The 16,477-nt window shown below is 39.7% G+C and carries 17 protein-coding genes; 9 read left to right on the top strand and 8 right to left on the bottom strand.

Annotation, left to right across the window (positions count from 1 at the left end; genetic code table 11):
- Positions 1-55: 55 nt before the first annotated feature.
- Positions 56-1,084: a bestrophin family protein gene (locus FW768_RS01335; protein WP_153391686.1), complete on the bottom strand. Its 1,029-nt coding sequence runs from the start codon at positions 1,082-1,084 to the stop codon at positions 56-58.
- 572 nt (positions 1,085-1,656) lie between these two features.
- Between FW768_RS01335 and FW768_RS01340 the strand changes: the two genes are divergently transcribed.
- The 8 genes from FW768_RS01340 to FW768_RS01375 all read left to right on the top strand — a co-directional run bounded on the left by FW768_RS01340 (position 1,657) and on the right by FW768_RS01375 (position 8,224).
- The gene (locus tag FW768_RS01340; RefSeq protein WP_153391687.1) at positions 1,657-2,199 is read left to right on the top strand and encodes a hypothetical protein; all 543 of its coding nucleotides are present in this window, start codon (positions 1,657-1,659) and stop codon (positions 2,197-2,199) included.
- Positions 2,200-2,409: 210 nt separating this feature from the next.
- Positions 2,410-3,159 (top strand): sulfite exporter TauE/SafE family protein, encoded by a 750-nt coding sequence (locus FW768_RS01345; protein WP_153391689.1) that lies wholly within the window; start codon positions 2,410-2,412, stop codon positions 3,157-3,159.
- A complete protein-coding gene (locus FW768_RS01350; protein WP_153391691.1) occupies positions 3,160-3,402 on the top strand; it encodes a MoaD/ThiS family protein in 243 nt (80 codons plus the stop codon).
- A gap of 83 nt (positions 3,403-3,485) precedes the next feature.
- Positions 3,486-3,902: a molybdenum cofactor biosynthesis protein MoaE gene (locus tag FW768_RS01355; RefSeq protein ID WP_153391693.1), complete on the top strand. Its 417-nt coding sequence runs from the start codon at positions 3,486-3,488 to the stop codon at positions 3,900-3,902.
- Between the two features lie 47 nt (positions 3,903-3,949).
- Positions 3,950-4,822 carry a formate dehydrogenase accessory sulfurtransferase FdhD gene (fdhD, locus tag FW768_RS01360; RefSeq protein ID WP_153391695.1) on the top strand — a complete coding sequence of 291 codons (873 nt, stop codon included), beginning with the start codon at positions 3,950-3,952 and terminating at the stop codon, positions 4,820-4,822.
- A gap of 125 nt (positions 4,823-4,947) precedes the next feature.
- Positions 4,948-5,298, top strand: coding sequence for a DUF7009 family protein (locus FW768_RS01365; RefSeq protein WP_153391697.1), 351 nt, complete (start codon positions 4,948-4,950; stop codon positions 5,296-5,298).
- A gap of 22 nt (positions 5,299-5,320) precedes the next feature.
- Positions 5,321-7,717, top strand: a complete 2,397-nt coding sequence (locus tag FW768_RS01370; protein WP_153391699.1) for an FdhF/YdeP family oxidoreductase — start codon at positions 5,321-5,323, stop codon at positions 7,715-7,717.
- A gap of 21 nt (positions 7,718-7,738) precedes the next feature.
- The gene (locus tag FW768_RS01375) at positions 7,739-8,224 is read left to right on the top strand and encodes a molybdopterin-dependent oxidoreductase (protein WP_153391701.1); all 486 of its coding nucleotides are present in this window, start codon (positions 7,739-7,741) and stop codon (positions 8,222-8,224) included.
- Positions 8,225-8,415: 191 nt separating this feature from the next.
- On the opposite strand, the gene FW768_RS01380 is transcribed toward FW768_RS01375, so the two are convergent.
- From FW768_RS01380 to moaA, 5 genes are all read right to left on the bottom strand, one after another.
- Positions 8,416-9,456, bottom strand: coding sequence for a HesA/MoeB/ThiF family protein (locus FW768_RS01380; protein WP_153391703.1), 1,041 nt, complete (start codon positions 9,454-9,456; stop codon positions 8,416-8,418).
- A gap of 67 nt (positions 9,457-9,523) precedes the next feature.
- A complete protein-coding gene (locus FW768_RS01385) occupies positions 9,524-10,129 on the bottom strand; it encodes an NTP transferase domain-containing protein (RefSeq protein ID WP_153391705.1) in 606 nt (201 codons plus the stop codon).
- Positions 10,110-10,586, bottom strand: coding sequence for a cyclic pyranopterin monophosphate synthase MoaC (gene moaC / locus FW768_RS01390; protein WP_153391707.1), 477 nt, complete (start codon positions 10,584-10,586; stop codon positions 10,110-10,112). The genes FW768_RS01385 and moaC overlap by 20 nt, the downstream gene beginning before the upstream one ends.
- A gap of 7 nt (positions 10,587-10,593) precedes the next feature.
- Positions 10,594-11,796: a molybdopterin molybdotransferase MoeA gene (locus FW768_RS01395; protein ID WP_153391709.1), complete on the bottom strand. Its 1,203-nt coding sequence runs from the start codon at positions 11,794-11,796 to the stop codon at positions 10,594-10,596.
- 2 nt (positions 11,797-11,798) lie between these two features.
- Complete coding sequence (gene moaA, locus FW768_RS01400) at positions 11,799-12,785, bottom strand: GTP 3',8-cyclase MoaA (protein WP_153391711.1); 987 nt, start codon at positions 12,783-12,785, stop codon at positions 11,799-11,801.
- Between the two features lie 164 nt (positions 12,786-12,949).
- On the opposite strand from moaA, the gene FW768_RS01405 reads away from it, so the two are divergent.
- On the top strand, positions 12,950-13,114 hold the full coding sequence (locus FW768_RS01405) for a hypothetical protein (protein WP_153391713.1): 165 nt from the start codon (positions 12,950-12,952) through the stop codon (positions 13,112-13,114).
- A gap of 213 nt (positions 13,115-13,327) precedes the next feature.
- On the opposite strand, the gene FW768_RS01410 is transcribed toward FW768_RS01405, so the two are convergent.
- Positions 13,328-14,134 carry a DUF4249 domain-containing protein gene (locus FW768_RS01410; RefSeq protein WP_153391715.1) on the bottom strand — a complete coding sequence of 269 codons (807 nt, stop codon included), beginning with the start codon at positions 14,132-14,134 and terminating at the stop codon, positions 13,328-13,330.
- Positions 14,135-14,137: 3 nt separating this feature from the next.
- The gene (locus FW768_RS01415) at positions 14,138-16,468 is read right to left on the bottom strand and encodes a TonB-dependent receptor (RefSeq protein WP_153391717.1); all 2,331 of its coding nucleotides are present in this window, start codon (positions 16,466-16,468) and stop codon (positions 14,138-14,140) included.
- Positions 16,469-16,477: the final 9 nt, after the last annotated feature.

Genomic DNA, 16,477 nt, shown 5'->3' on the forward strand with positions numbered 1-16,477 from the left:
ACTGTGAATTTCAATAGAAAATCTGAAATTATAAGGGAAAATTCTACAGAATATCTTACATTAAAATATCATTGATAGGTTGAATAGGCTGGGGTACATGTGTTTTGCCCAGTATCTGCAGTAAATCAATTTCTATGGTACGGCAGATAGAAAGCATAGGGATATCGGTACCTAAGCCTTCAAAAGGATTTTCGGAATAATCTCCTATCAGTTCCATCAAAACATAGATCCAGCCAACTATAGCGCCAAATGGGATCATCAGCCATACTCCGGCTTCACCCAGTTTTGCAAATTCCGCTACAATGCCTAAAGGTAACAGGAAAATAAAAATACAGTTGAATATGAAGCTTAAATTGGCATATTGGCGGGGGATAGGGAACTTTTTAATACGTTCAGCTCTTCCCTGATGGTCATAAAAATCAGAAAGCACTTTTTGCATATCCAGCTGTTTTCTCATGTGTAGAACTTGTTTTTCTTCAAGCTCTGCAAGATCCAGAGACTGCAGGTTGATGAGCTGGGTTGCTTTATTGGCAGCGCCGGCTAATCTAGACTCATCGAAAAAATAATTGGTTTTCTGTTGTTCATTTAAAAAATCTTTAAATAGTCCTATACCTTCAGATTCCTGCCGTTTCTGGGCTATTTTTCCAAAATGCCACCGCAAGCTCACATGTTCCCATTGCGTTGGAACCAGAAGTTGGTCCCTGAAAGTATAGAGCCAGGCGATATGCCGGTAGATCAGACGCTCTTTGATCTGTTCAAGTTCCTGTACCGTAAACTGTGTATCAGGGCTGTTTTTTACAAAAGAATTGACCATTACTGCCCAACTTCGGCTACTGTTTACAATAGCACCCCATATTTTCCGGGCTTCCCAGACGCGGTCGTAAGACTGGTTATTTTTAAAACCGATGTAAAAAGCCAAAGCAGTACCTACCAGTGAAACCGGCAGCCAGGGAATGGAAATCCAGTGCCAGCCCGCCACTTTATAGAGTACGGACACCAGAGTCATATAAGTGGTCAGCCACCAGATATGATGGCCTGCAAAACGCACAACACCTTTCAGACCAATCGTTTTTCTGACAATCATTTTTTATTATTTATGTTTTTTAAAGATCATGAATTGAAAATAATACATCAGTTCCTTTGCATAATCTTATACGATGATACAAATTTTAGTATAATAAAACAAGAATTTACTTTAAGGTTTTAACAGAACTAAGTAAGAGAATATCATTTTTATAGCCATCGTCTCCCAATAGGATTTATCTTTTGTAAAATAAAATAGTGTATCTTTGAAATTGTTGAAAACGACCTGACATGGATATCAAATATGTGGCTGTGAAAAAGTATTTTACTTCATAGCTTCCCAGAAAGTTTGATGTTTTTTATAAATAACCTCAGTTCGGAATAAGAATACCTGATAGATGCAGGTTTGAAGCTGGATGATGGAAGAGGGAAGTTCTGAAGATCATCAATAATAGATTGCCATCTTTTTTAGCTAATTTGATTTTACAGAGGTTTTCAGTATCTATAACTAAAAGTAACTTCCAGCCTCCTCCTTCCATCTTCCAGCCTTTTACATTTAAACTCCTTAACCCCAACTCACGTTATTTTAATATCTTTATCCATCCAATCTTTAAATATTAAATACTACATCTTATGCAGCTAAAACCACTTACTTTAGTTTTAACCGTACTTTTTCAATTGTTAAGCTTCACAGCATTTTCACAGAAAACTGCAAATTTAAATTCTTTACTGAACAAAAGCTCAGAGTTTATTTTTCCACAGACACCGGAAAAAGTATCAGCCGCTTTAAAGGTGAAAACTGAATTTTATGAAGATGCCAATGATGAAAAATATGCCAAGTGGCTTACCAAATCAGGGTTGGAGCTATATTGCAGTCTTGGAAAGAATAACGCAATCAACGAAATGTTTTTTGATATTCCGGAGGATCAATTTTTAATTGTTGATGGACTTCCTTTTGGCCTTGCAATGAACAAAACAACTTTGCAGGAGGCTAAAACCAAATTCGGGAAGCACGGAGTTAAAATCCAAAAACTTGGTGATGGCAGTTCATTTCCGGGAGGTTCACAACTGATTTTTAAAAAAGGAACACACTATGCAACTTTACTTTTTGATGGTAAGGATCTTTTAAAATCTTTGGGAATTACCAAAGAACTTATTGACCCGGCAGCCAACTAACCGAATACTTGTAAAATAAACTAAACCCTCTGAATATAGAATTTGGAGGGTTTAATTTTTTGGAGACCCTTGAATAGAAGACATCTTCAACTTTTAATAAACAATGGGTGATCTTTTTTATAAATCATAGCAGAGAATTTCATATTGCAATAGGGCAGACAATCCCTAAATTTGTTATTATTGTATTAAATTAATTCTCAATACAACAGCATGGGGCACTGGGAAATCTTTTTCTTCTTTTTAATAATCGCTTTTGTGTATTCATCAATAGGATTTGGCGGAGGTTCCAGCTACTTGGCTGTTCTGGCTATGTATAACCTTCCGTACCAGGAAATACGGTTAACAGCATTAATCTGCAATGTCATTGTTGTCATTGGAGGAGTTTATATTTATTGGAAAAATAAACAGGTTAATTGGAAAAAGGTGATTCCCATAACCCTGGTAAGTGTTCCCATGGCCTACCTGGGAGCTGTATTAAAAATAAAACAGGAAACCTTCTTTTTAATTTTAGGAATTACACTAATCGTGGCGGCCCTATTATTATGGGTGAAAACAGAAACGAAGAATGAAGAAAACACTGTAGAGGATTCTAAAATATCAGTTGTCAGAAACAGTTTTTTGGGAGGAGGCATCGGATTTTTATCAGGATTGGTGGGAATTGGCGGTGGAATCTTTCTTTCACCGTTACTTAATCTGATGAAATGGGATACCCCGCGAAAGATTGCCGCAACATCCAGTGTTTTTATTTTAGTGAATTCCATATCCGGAATTTTCGGGCAGATATCACAAGTATCGATAGATATAGATTTTTTCAGAATCCTGAGTTTATGTCTGGCTGTTTTCATCGGCGGACAGATAGGGTCAAGAATGTCTCTGAAATGGGATGCGCTGGTCATCAAAAGAATGACCGCAGTATTGGTTTTAGTAGCAGGAGTAAACGTTTTAATAAAGTATTGGTAAATGAAACTTAAAATATTGGCATTTGGTATAACGAAAGATATTTTCGGAGCGTCAGAAAAAATAGTGGAGGTAAATGATGATCTTAATGTAAAGCAGCTGAAAAACTTTCTGGAAGGAGAATTTCCGGAACTGAAAAAGCTGAAATCATACTTTATAGGAGTAGATGAAGAATATGCCGAAGATGAACAGATATTAAGCAGTATCAACGAAATAGCAATCATCCCTCCGGTAAGCGGCGGTTAACTCAACTGATTATGAGGCTTCCAATAAAAAGACTCCGCAAAACATAAAAATATCTATACCCGGTACAAAAAATCAGGATTGCAATGATTGATATAAAAATAACAGAAAACCAGCTGGATATCTCTAAATGCCTTGCCATAGCTCAGGATCTTACAAGCGGAGGCATCGCTACATTTATAGGAACAGTCCGCAATATCACAAAAAACAAACCCGTTATCCGCCTGGAATATGAGTGCTATCAACCCATGGCAATAAAAGAGATGCGGAAAATAGCAGAGAATGCGGTTTCTTTATTTTCTGTACAGAATATTGTCATTCATCATCGCATCGGAATCCTGTTTCCCGGTGATGCCGCGGTAATAATTGTGGTCAACGATGGGCACAGGGATGCTGTTTTCGATGCCTGCCGGTATGTTATCGATACCATAAAACAAACAGTTCCTATATGGAAAAAAGAAGTGTTTGAAGATGGGGAAGAATGGGTTTCTGCCCATCCGTAATTGGAAGAACTAAATTTCGTATATTTACTATACCAGTTCGTGAAGTTATGAAAACCAATATACTAGAAAATAAATCTGTAGCCCAGATAGAAATCGTTAAGGTTAAGGGTGACATTAGTTCTTACTTTACTGATGATATTGCTGTGGAAGAACCTCTGGAAATCCGGGTGTCTTCTGGATTGGAAGGACAGCGGGAAACTAAAAATATATCAGTGACGATGCGAACCCCTGGCAATGATGCAGAATTGGCAGTCGGTTTTCTTTTTACGGAAGGAATTATTTCCGGTTATCAGCAGATTAAGAAGGTAGAACATTCCCCAAAAGAATGTTCAAGAAACAGCCAAAATATTATCGTTGTGGAATTGATAGAAGGTTTTGCTCCTCAGCTGATGAAATCGGACAGAAATTTTTATACCACATCCAGTTGCGGAGTATGCGGAAAAAGTTCTATAGAATCTATCAGAACGGTAAGTCCGTTTCAGAATCCGGAAAAACAAAACCATATAATACCCCTTGAAATACTATATCAGCTGTCGGGAAACCTGCAGTCTTTTCAGAATAATTTCAGTGCTACCGGAGGAATCCACGCTTCCGGTATTTTCGATTTAAAAGGAAATTTACTTGCCTTAAGAGAAGACGTGGGAAGACATAATGCTCTGGATAAGCTTATTGGACATGCTTTGTTTACAGAAAAGCTTCCCCTTGAAGATAAAATTCTGGTATTAAGCGGAAGAGCCAGCTTTGAGCTGATACAGAAAGCTGCCATGGCAGGAATATCGATAGTTGCAGCCATAGGAGCACCTTCAAGTCTTGCTTTGGATCTGGCGAAAGAATTTGATATGACTTTATTGGGATTCCTTCGGGACAATCGGTTTAATATATATAACCAAAGCCGTTTTCTTGAGATTATTATGAAATAGTAAGCAGGAATATCTAAATAAAAACATTCGTGCATCCGTGGCAAAAAAATAAAAATATTGATATAAAAGCAGGCAGTGTTACACTAGAAAAATGAACATCAGCAGCCATCTAAATAAGTAGACCAATGAAAATAAGAATAAAAGACAACTCAATCCGCTTACGCCTTACCCAGTCGGAAGTTTCAGAATTAGGAAAAAACGGAATTGTTTCCAGCGTGACTCAATTCGTAGACAGGCCATTTATTTATGAAATTAAGAAAACGGATGATGATGAACTTTCCGCAGTCTTCACTGAAAACAGAATAGTCATGAAAATACCTGAAACCATGATTGAAGAACTGGTTTCTACAGACAAGGTAGGCTTTGACGGACAGACAGGTCTTGTAAAACTACTGGTAGAAAAAGACTTTGTATGTATAGATAATACCCTGGAAGACCAGAGTGATAATTATCCGAACCCCAATCTTACCTGTTGATCCCATTACAAAATAAAAAGCTATGGAAGATAATAACAAAAAGAAAGAAATAGAAGAAAGTATCCGCAAAGAACCTGATGCAGAGAATCCCTATACTTTACTTGATCTTAAGCTTACCCACGTTGAGAAAGCCGCTGCAGGAATACCTGCTGTGATGGCTGCTTTTAGTGATTTATTTGAAGAAAAAGCTCCTGTTCGGGGAATGAGAGCCTTATTTAAAATGAACCAGATGGGTGGTTTCGACTGTCCCAGCTGTGCATGGCCGGATCCTGATGATGAACGTTCTGTTTTAGGTGAATACTGTGAAAACGGAGCAAAAGCATTGGCCGAGGAAGCAACTACGAAAAGAGTGACACCCGAGTTTTTTAAGCAGAATTCAGTATATGATCTTGCCAAATTGGATGATTATCAGATCGGAAAAATGGGAAGACTTACAGATCCAATGTATCTGCCGGAAGGAGCTACTCATTATCAGCCTATCAGTTGGGAGAATGCCTTTAAAAAAATAGCAGAACACTTCAACGCACTGGAATCTCCGGACGAAGCCGCTTTTTACACTTCCGGAAGAACAAGTAATGAAGCTTCTTTTGTTTACCAGCTGTTTGCCAAAGAATTCGGAACCAACAATATGCCGGACTGTTCCAATATGTGTCACGAAACCTCCGGATCAGCATTGCGCCCCACCATTGGAATTGGTAAAGGAACCGTGACACTGGAAGACTTTTATGAAGCAGAAGTCATTGTAATCATCGGGCAAAATCCCGGAACCAATGCTCCGAGGATGATGAGTGCACTGGCCAAAGGGAAAAAAAACGGAGCTAAGATTATTGCCATTAATCCTCTTCCTGAAGCAGGTCTGATGGGCTTTATCAATCCACAGAGTGTTAAAGATATTCTGAAAGGCGGTGTTCAGCTTGCCGATCTGTATCTTCCTGTAAAAATCAATGGGGATATGGCTTTATTAAAAGCACTTGAACTTTTATTGATTGAATTTGAAAAGAAAAACCCGGGCACTGTATTCGATAAAGACTTTATCAAAGAGAAAACAGTAGGATACGATGATTTTATAAAGCAGTTTGATCATTACAACCTGGATGAGCTGGCTGTCCTTTCAGGAGTTTCTAAAGAAGGATTGTATGAAGTAGCAGAAGCGATCGCCACTAAAAAAAGGATTATTTTCAGTTGGGGAATGGGATTGACCCAGCAGCCTAACGGAGTTGATATGATTCGTGAGATCCTTAATATTCTTCTGCTGAAAGGAAGCATAGGAAAGCCGGGAGCCGGAGTATGTCCTGTCCGGGGTCACAGCAATGTGCAGGGAAACAGAACCATGATGATTGATGAAAAGCCTACTGATGAACAGCTGGACAGACTTGAAAACTTTTATGGCTTTAAAGTACCCCGTAAGCATGGCTATGATGTTGTTCGCGCCATAAAGGCCATTCATGAGGAGAAAATAAAAGTGATGTTCTGTATGGGAGGAAATTTTATATCCGCAACACCGGATACTACCTTTACGGCCAATGCGCTGCGGAAGCTTAATTTACTTGTATCAGTTTCCACCAAACTAAACCGCGGGCATCTGGTCCACGGGAAAGAAGCGCTTATCCTGCCAACATACGGGCGAAGCGACAAAGATATTGTAAATGGTGAAATACAGATTGTCTCCACAGAAAATTCAATGGGAGTTGTTCAGGATTCAAAAGGAATGCTGGATCCGGTATCTGATAACCTGGTGAATGAGACCCAGATTGTCTGCCGTATGGCCATGGCTACTTTGGGAGAAAGGTCTGTGATCAACTGGCAACGTTATCATGACAGTTATGATGCTGTGCGGGATGATATTGAACATTGTATTCCCGGATTTGAAGATTATAATGTCCGTGTCCGCCAAAAAGGAGGCTTTTACCTTCCGAATGCAGCCCGCGACAAGCAGTACTTTTCTAAAGAACTTGGAGGACGGGCTCCCTTCACTTTAACAGACATTCCGGACAATACCCTTGCTCCGGATGAATATATGATGGCCACCACACGTACCCATGATCAGTTCAATACAACCATTTACGGACTGGATGACCGATACCGTGGAATTAAGAACGAACGCCGGGTGGTTTTTATGAATCAGAATGATATTGACAAAGCCGGATTTAAAGCCGGTGATAAAGTAGATCTTTATAATTATGATGATGGTATAGAAAGAGTGGCTCCGCTATTTATTATTGTTTCCTACCAGATTCCTGAAAAAAATACTGTAACCTATTTTCCGGAAACCAATGTGCTGGTATCTGTAAACAACGTAGTGAAAGAGAGTAATATGCCGGCTTCCAAATATGTTAAAATTAAAATTAAAAAACACGATCCCGAAGTTTATAAAAAGGTAGATGAAATGCTTTATAAAGGAGCTGTTCAAAGACCTTAACCGGATAAAAAAACGATATCAATGAGAAAGATTATATTGTTATTCCTGTTTTTAATCTCAGGAGGTATTTGGGCTCAGTCTCAGTTTACATTAAAGGTTGGGGGAGAGGTAAAACAGTTTCTGGAGCTCTCTTTATCAGAACTTTCAAAAATGCCGCGAAAAGAGGCTTCATTAAAAGATAAAGAAGGTAAAACCCATATTTATTCCGGAGTGGTACTTCAGGATATTCTTTTAAAGGCAGGAGTTCCTTCTGGTAAAGAACTGCATGGTGAGAATCTGTCAAAATATGTATTGGTAAAATGTACCGATGGATATCAGGTTCTGTTTTCACTGGCTGAACTGGATTCCTCCATAGCAGATAAGAATGTCATTATTGCAGATATGGTGGATGGAAAAGCATTGCCGGAGTCAAAAGGCCCGCTCCGTATCATTGCTGAAGGAGAAAAAAAGCCTGCCCGAAGTTCTTATCAGGTGGAATCTTTGATTATAGGACATATTACAGATTAAATATACGGCAAAGAGCATTGGGTAAAATGCTCTTTGTTTATAATAGCACATAAGGTCAGTAATACAAAGCTTTGTTTATTAAGGTCATTTGAATTTACAATGGCTTTTAATATTTATAACCAGAAGTAACCTGCAGACTCCTTTCTTCCAATCTCCAATCTTTAATATGTGTCTCCTTAACCAAAACTAGGTTATTTAGAATCACTTAGTTTGTCGATTCCATCTTTCAAAGAAAATACCTCCGCCTGAGGAAAAGCTTTTTTGATGATTCCAGCTGCAGAAGCACTCCGTTTCCCGGTTGCGCAATAGCAAACAATAGCAACCAAATGATCGATTAAACTCAGCTTGTTTTCCAGATCATCCAACGGAATATTCTTCCCGCCGATATGGAAATTCTGATGTTCCAGCTCTGTCCGGACATCTATCAGCTCATACCTGTTATTCTGTAATTCTTCAAAAGTAATTGAAGCAATGGTTGGAGTAAGAGTGGTAATCTGAGTTGAGGTTTTTCGCAGCTTAATGGTTTGGGTTTTTCCGCTCATCACGTTGATCATCCATAATTTTCCGGCTAAAATATCTTCTGATCGGGTTAAGTATTTTATCGCTTCGTTGGCCTGCATACAACCTACTATTCCAGCCAGTGTGGGAATAACTCCGCCTTCCCTGCAGTTAGGAACCTGTGATTCTTCTACATGAGGGAAAACATCCCGGTAATTGGGGGAATAACTGCCGTCTTTCTGCAGAACATTCCAGAGGCTTACCTGTCCTTCATGCTGATAAATAGCGCCATATACCAACGGTTTTCCTGACAGGACACAGGCGTCGTTCAGCAGGTATTTGGTCTCGAAATTATCGGTTCCTTCAATAATCAGATCAAAGTCTGAAATCAGATCCATTACATTATCGGAAGTAACTCTCAAACGATAAGGAACCACCGAAACAGAAGGGTTCTGCTGCTGCAGTCTTTTGGCAGCAATATCTACTTTAAATGATCCTATATCATCAGGGGTATATAAAATCTGGCGGTGAAGGTTACTCAGAGAAACAATATCATCATCCACAATACCGATAGTTCCTATGCCGGATGACGCTAGATATTGTGAAGACGGGCAGCCAAGACCACCCATACCCACGATCAGTACTTTGGAATTTTTAAGCAGTTCCTGGGAAGAAAGGCCAAATCCGGGTAAAACGATCTGGCATTGATAACGTTCAAATGGATCTCCACTCATAATGATTTCTTTTTTGCTGCTGATCCATAAATACTTTTATTAATGCATTAGTGGCAGCTATTAATCTCTATTTTTTCAGAATACCCTGAGCCCTTTCAGCGTCTTCAGGGGTGTTCACATTCATTAAAGCATCCGGATTCTGAGGTTTCAGAATAAGAGTGTCACTATTGATGAGTACTTTTCTCGGGCATGTATTTCCGATCCCTAAAAAATTCAGCAAAAGAGGGTAGCTTTTTGGCTCCCAGATGGTAATCAGGGGTTCCGGCAGGCCATCAAAAGGACTTTCATAAGTGGTGGCTGCTTTTGTACTATCCCGTGATTCGATCAGAAACTCCAGTGATTTTTTATCCAGTAAGGGCAGGTCACAGGCAACAACGAGCCAGGCTTTATCCCTTTGGGAACGGAGTGCAGAAAGAATTCCTCCAAACGGACCCATATTCAGGAAGGTATCTGTAAGAGCATGATAATCCGGATTAAAATCTTCCAGCTGATCCTGTCTGCAGGAAATAAAAACTTCCTCACAGAAGGGAGCCAGTAAATCCGCAGCAAAATAGCGCTGTTCCTTTCCGTGCCATTTCAGTAAATCTTTTGGAGTACCCATTCTCCTGCTTTTTCCCCCAGCCAGAACAAGACCATTGAGGGAAGGAATGGTATTATTCTCTTCTGAAATCATTTTTTCCACCGGATTTTTCTATTAATTTAATTTCTTTAATAACAATATCATGGCTCAGGGCTTTACACATATCATAGATGGTTAAGGCGGCTACAGAGGCTCCTGTAAGAGCTTCCATTTCTATCCCTGTTTTGGCTTCAACTTCCGCAGTGCAGTAAATTTCAATCTCATTTTTATCATTTACTTCAATGTCTACTTCACAGTTTTCAAGGCCTATCGGATGGCAGAGCGGGATGAGCTCGCCTGTTTTTTTTGCAGCCATTATCCCTGCGATAATAGCGGTCTGAAAAACGGACCCTTTTGGGGTTTTAAAATCACCTTCTTTCAGCTTTTGAAGAATGTTTTCAGGAACTTCAATTGTTGCTTTGGCCATAGCTTTCCTGTGGGTAATCTGTTTTGTGCTTACATTCACAATTTTGGGCTGCAGCTTTTTATTAAGATGTGAAAAATCTGTCATACGTTTTTTAAGAATTATATTTCCATATTTTATAAACTTCATCCTTTCTGAAAGAGTTCTGTTCCAGAGGCAGCTCTATAAAAGCTTCCGTATCCGCGAGATGGGAAAAATCTCCTGAGCCATTGGTGTCTACAATTTCGGCAGTTAACATCCCTTCTGAATTCACATGAAGTTTTACCTGTGCAAAATACTGAAGAGAAGGTAGAAAATCAATATCATTTTGTAAAACCGCGTACTGAAATGCCGGATCTTGTATTTCCAGGGATTTTCGCAGCCACGGAATAAAATAACGGTGCAGGCACATGAAAACCGACACAGGATTTCCCGGAAATGCAAAAACAAGCTTTTGATTTCTGCTTTTTCCAAACCAAAATGGCTTTCCCGGTCTCTGCTTTATTTTATGAAAGAGCTTCTCAACGCCCAGTTCTTCGCATACCTGGGGTAAATAATCAAATTTTCCCATAGAAACACCGCCGCTCATCAGAAGTATATCATATTCCTCAATACAGCGTGAAAGTTCTTTTTTTATCTCCTCGTAATCATCATTAAGATGAAGCATATCTGCCTGAACGGTATATTTTTCAAGGACAGATTTTATGCTGATTCCGTTTGAACGTCTTAACTGGAACGCTTCAGGAACAGATTCAGGATTGATCATTTCGTCTCCCGTTGAAATAATCAGGATTTTGGGAAGTTTTTTTACAGATAATGTGGTTTTTCCTACGGATGCAGCAATGCCGATGATAGCCGGAGTGATCACCTGATTGGCTTTAACCAGGATTTCTCCAGCTTTTTTATCCTTTCCTTTAAGGTGAATATTTTGGCCTTTTTTTATATCAATCTGAATCGTGGCGATTCCGTTATCAATGGAAATATCTTCATAGCGGATGACCGTATCTGCTGATTTATCCAGTGAAGCTCCCGTCATAATTTCAATACATTCATTGTCGGCAATAATGGAAACTGGAGGTTCTCCGGCAGGCTGTACTGCTTTAATGACAAACGAACGGATGCCCTGCTCGTAAGAGCTGTAAGCTATTGCAATGCCATCAACGGTAGGTCGGTCAAAAGGCGGTAGATCGCGGTCAGCAGTGATCGCTTCGGCCAGGACTTTCCCCAATGCCAGATCATAAGGGATGGATTCCCTGCCAAAATCCTGAGCCTGGGAAAGTATAATATCTTCTGCCTGTTGTACGGTAATCATTTCCATAGTTATCCTCCGATTGTAGCCATAGACTGATGAGTCTGTGAGGGGAGCAGGCTGAGTTTTTCAGCTTCCCATCCGTCTTTGGGTTTATTATTGATGGTGTTGATGATTCTGTTTTTCAGCTCATGATCTGTTTTTCCGGAACGCATTTCCTCTTTCAGATTGATACCGCCGCCTTCATACAGGCAGTTTCTTAACACACCGGTAGGAGTGATGCGTATTCTGTTGCAGTCTCCGCAAAAAGAACGGGTGTAAGCCGCAATAATTCCTACATCTCCCATAAAACCAGGGATTGTATAGTTGTAAGATGTTGAACTTTTCGGATCCTCAATTTTTTCTATTTCAGGAAACTGACTTTTAATATGGTTATAAATGTGAGCATGATCCCATTTCAGGGATACTTCTGTGGTACTTCCGTTAAATGGCATTTCTTCTATAAAGCGGACATCCACAGGCAGATCTTTGGTAAGGGATACCAAGGGAATCAGATCTTCAATATTCTGCCCCTCCATCACCACTGTGTTGATTTTAACTTTGATATGATGATTCAATAGGGCTTCCAATGTTTTCATAACCTTATCAAAGCTGTTCCGGCGGGTTATCCTGAAGAATCGCTCTTTATCCAGAGTATCAAGACTCAGATTGACCGATTGTATTCCGGCCGCTTTAAGCTGTGGAATATATTGTTCAGTAAGGAGGCCGTTGGTTGTCAGACTGAGGTTATTGAGGCCTTTTAAATTTGATATTTTTTCAATAAGACTGATGCAGTTCTTCCTTACAAAAGGTTCCCCTCCGGTTATTCTGATCTTATCGACTCCCAATTTCGTAAAAACAGAGCAGATTCTCAGCATTTCTTCATCCGTCATCAGGTCTTTTTGTTTGATCCATGTAAGTCCGTTTTCCGGCATACAATAAGTACAGCGGAGATTACAGCGGTCCACAACGGCCAGCCTTAAATAGTTGATATGTCTTCCGAATTGATCTGTCAGCATTTTAAAAAGAAAGAGTGTTACTACAAATATACTGATTGTTTTGGGTGGAATGGTTCAATTTTACACATAGAATTAAAGAGTATTTCTTTGGATGAACTATTTCATATTTCTGAATGATCAGCAGCAGTTCCTCATAAACCATTATGATTTGTATAAGCGATTAAATGATGATAACCAGTTCTGTAAGCGTATTCATTGCTATTTCCTTCTGGAATACAGGAAACAATACCTACACAATTCCTGATACCGATGTGATAGAATACAGCACCAATATTTCAAACAGTCCCAACGGAGACGGAACCTCCAAAATGAAGGAAAAAACAAAATGAGTGTTTTAAATGCGGTGAGAAATAAACTTATCCATCGAATTATGGCTGTTATCAAAAGAAATGAACCGTTTTTACCAAAAGACAAATTTTTATCAAATAAGAATAATTTTACTTGCATATTAACATAGAAATCTTTGCGTTTCCCAACTCTTCTTATGAAAGGAGCAAAAAAAATCCCGGCTAAAACCAGGATGTTATAATGAATTTATGTTTTTATGGTTGGATTACGAAGCTCTGCTTGCTAAGGGTGTGCGCTGAAAAATATCCCAAAGCTCCGTTGCTGATGTTACTTGGAGGGTTGGCCGGAGTTACACCGCTTCCACCGTCTGCAATATCAAGAAGAGCACTGTAGAAGGTGAAAACATTGGTGTCGATGCACTGCATTTCAACATGGATGGTATCTCCTACAACAACTTCATGGTCGGCACCGTCGTTGTCATCATTAGGAAGCATTAAAGGTCTCTGGTTCGGGAGACCATTATTGATGTTGTCTGAAAAAACATTCACGGTCTTTTTAGATAAATTATTAATGGTAAAGCTGAAAAGATAGCGGTTTCCCAATGCGGCAGGATCTGTAAAAACGGGTAGGAGGGTATAGCTGATTTTTCCTCCGAATGTAAAAGAATCCTGTTCCAGACCTTCAAAAGCAACCGCTTCCGGCATAGTGCTTTGGGCGGTGTATTGCTTTCCGTCTGCATTAATTTTTAAGGTATAAGTTCTTCCTGATGCTCCCACAAAAGCCGATGAAGTCTGATATTTCCCGTTACCAACATATTGCAGGGTCTCTGCTTGTCCGGTATTATCGCTTAAGATCACTGTGGCTCCTGTTACAGCAGGATACTGGTTATTCTGTGTAAAAGCGACAGATCTGGTTATTTTCACAAAATAAGGTCCCGGCTGGTTGGTAATATTTCCTTCAATAACAATATTTCCGCTTTGGTCTTCCAGGTCAAGATCGATTTCCTTCTGACAGGCGGTGAATAAAAAAAGAGAGAGTATAATTAAAAAAGTATTTTTCATGATTTAAAATTTGAAATTATAAGTGATGTTAGGAACCCATCGGAATAGGGAAGTCTGCATAGCACGGGTTGTTCCCGGGTTATTCGGATTGTCTTCAAAAGTAATGGTGTAAGCATTTTCACGGCCATACAGATTATAAATTCCGAAAGACCATGAACCACGGAAACGTTTCGTGGAAACAGGTTCGTAGGTGGCACTCAGATCCATTCTGTGATAAGCAGGCATCCGGTCTGCATTTCTGCTGCTATATTGGAATATCGTCTTGCCGTCCAGCTCATACTTTCCGGTAGGGAAGGTAACTGCATTTCCCGTGCTGTAAAGAAAAAGCCCGGAGAAAGACCATTTTTCGTTCAACTGATACGTTGCCACTATTGAAAGATCATGGGTTTTATCCATTCTGGCATTATACCATTCATTGTCATTGATACCATTGATCTTTCTTTCTGTTTTAGAGAGCGTATAAGAGATCCATCCGGTCAGCTTACCGCTTTTCTTCTTGGCAATTAATTCCAGTCCGTAGGCTCTTCCTTTTCCGAAAAGAAGTTCACTTTCTATATCAGCTGCAGTATCAAACGTGATCTGTGCCCCGTTTTTATAGTCGATTTGGTTCTGCATCGATTTATAATAGATCTCCGCATTCAGCTCATAATTATTATTGTTGAAATTTCTGCTGTAGCCCAGGCTGACCTGGTCTGCAATTTCAGGTTTTACCGTATAGCTGCTTCCTATCCATTGGTCTGTAGGGTTTCCGCTGCTGCTGTTGCTCAAAAGATGCAGGTTCTGGGTATTGCGGGAATAACCTCCTTTCACGCTGCTAACCTCATTGATGCGGTAATTGGCTGTAATACGAGGCTCCGGATTGATGTATGTTTTCCCGAATTTTCCTTTTTCTAAAAACTGGCTGTCCGTAAGAACCCCGTTTTCATAAGTATTGAAAGTATCACCACCCAGCACACTGAATAGAGCGAGCCTTACCCCGTAATTAACGGTCAGCTTATCATTCACTTTAAAATCATCATTGATGTACAATGCATTTTCCCATGAATATCTTTTATTTCTCGGAAAACTGCTAACACTTGTGCCTGAAGCGCTGCTTGGAGTAAGGGTATGGTAAATAGACTGGAGACCAAAGCGTACAGAATGCTTATTTCCGGCAAACCAGGTGAAATCCTGCTTAAGATTCCAGTCCTGTATCTTTGAATTCAGTCCGAATTTATTGTCATTACTTTCCAGGCTTATCTTATAATCATAATTGCTGTAAATAAAAGACGTATTAGAGAACAATTTGCTATTAATAATGCTGTTCCATCTCAGGGTAGCGGTTGTATTCCCCCAATCTGAGGAAAAGGTGTTGCCAATTCCCAAAACATCCCTTCCGAAATACCCCGAAAGATAAAGGCGGTTGTTTTCGTTGACCTGATAATTGGCCTTCAGGTTGAGGTCGTAAAAGTATAATTTATTGTCCTTAAAATCATCGGTTGTTTTCAGAAACAGATCGGCGTACGTTCTTCTTCCCGAAACAATAAATGATGACTTTTCTTTCTGAATAGGGCCTTCTACACTCAAACGGCTGCTGATGAGGCCTATTCCTCCGTTGATATTATAATCTTTGTTGTTTCCGTCTTTCATTTTTACATCCATCACAGAAGAAAGGCGGCCCCCGTACTGGGCAGGGCTGTTTCCCTTGATGATGCTGGCATCTTTCAGAGCATCGCTGTTAAATGTACTGAAAAATCCAAGCAAATGCGATGCATTATAAACAGGCGCTTCATCCAGAAGGATCAGGTTTTGATCCGTAGCACCTCCTCTCACACTGAATCCGCTGCTTCCTTCACCATTACTTTTGATACCGGGCAGAAGCTGGATAGTTTTCATGACATCCTTTTCTCCAAATAAAACCGGAAGCTTTTCTATATTTTTAATGCTTAAAGTTTCTGTACCCATTTGGGCTGTAGAAAGATTTTTATCTTTTTTGATCCCTGAGACAACCACTTCGTCAATGCTTTTGGTTCTTTCTTCTTCCTGGCTAAGGGGAAGGTCCAGTTTGATATTCTGATCCACTTTTACCTGCTGCTCAAAATCTTTGTAGCCAGGGTAAGAAATGATCAGAGTATAGCTTCCTTCCGGTAATGATAAGGAATAGAAGCCATATTCATTGGCCGTTACATGGATGGATGGGTTTTCACTTACTTTTACATTCACTCCAATCAGGAGCTCACCGTTCTTTTGGTCTTTCACGGTTCCGCTTACAGAATACGTCTGCTGAGCCATCGCTAAAGTACTGAAACAGAGCGCAGCCGTAGCAGCGGTAATTTTTAAAAAGGATGTTTGCATTAGTTTATT

Origin of the sequence: Chryseobacterium vaccae (genome assembly GCF_009602705.1) — a bacterium.
Taxonomy (GTDB): Bacteria; Bacteroidota; Bacteroidia; order Flavobacteriales; family Weeksellaceae; genus Chryseobacterium; species Chryseobacterium vaccae.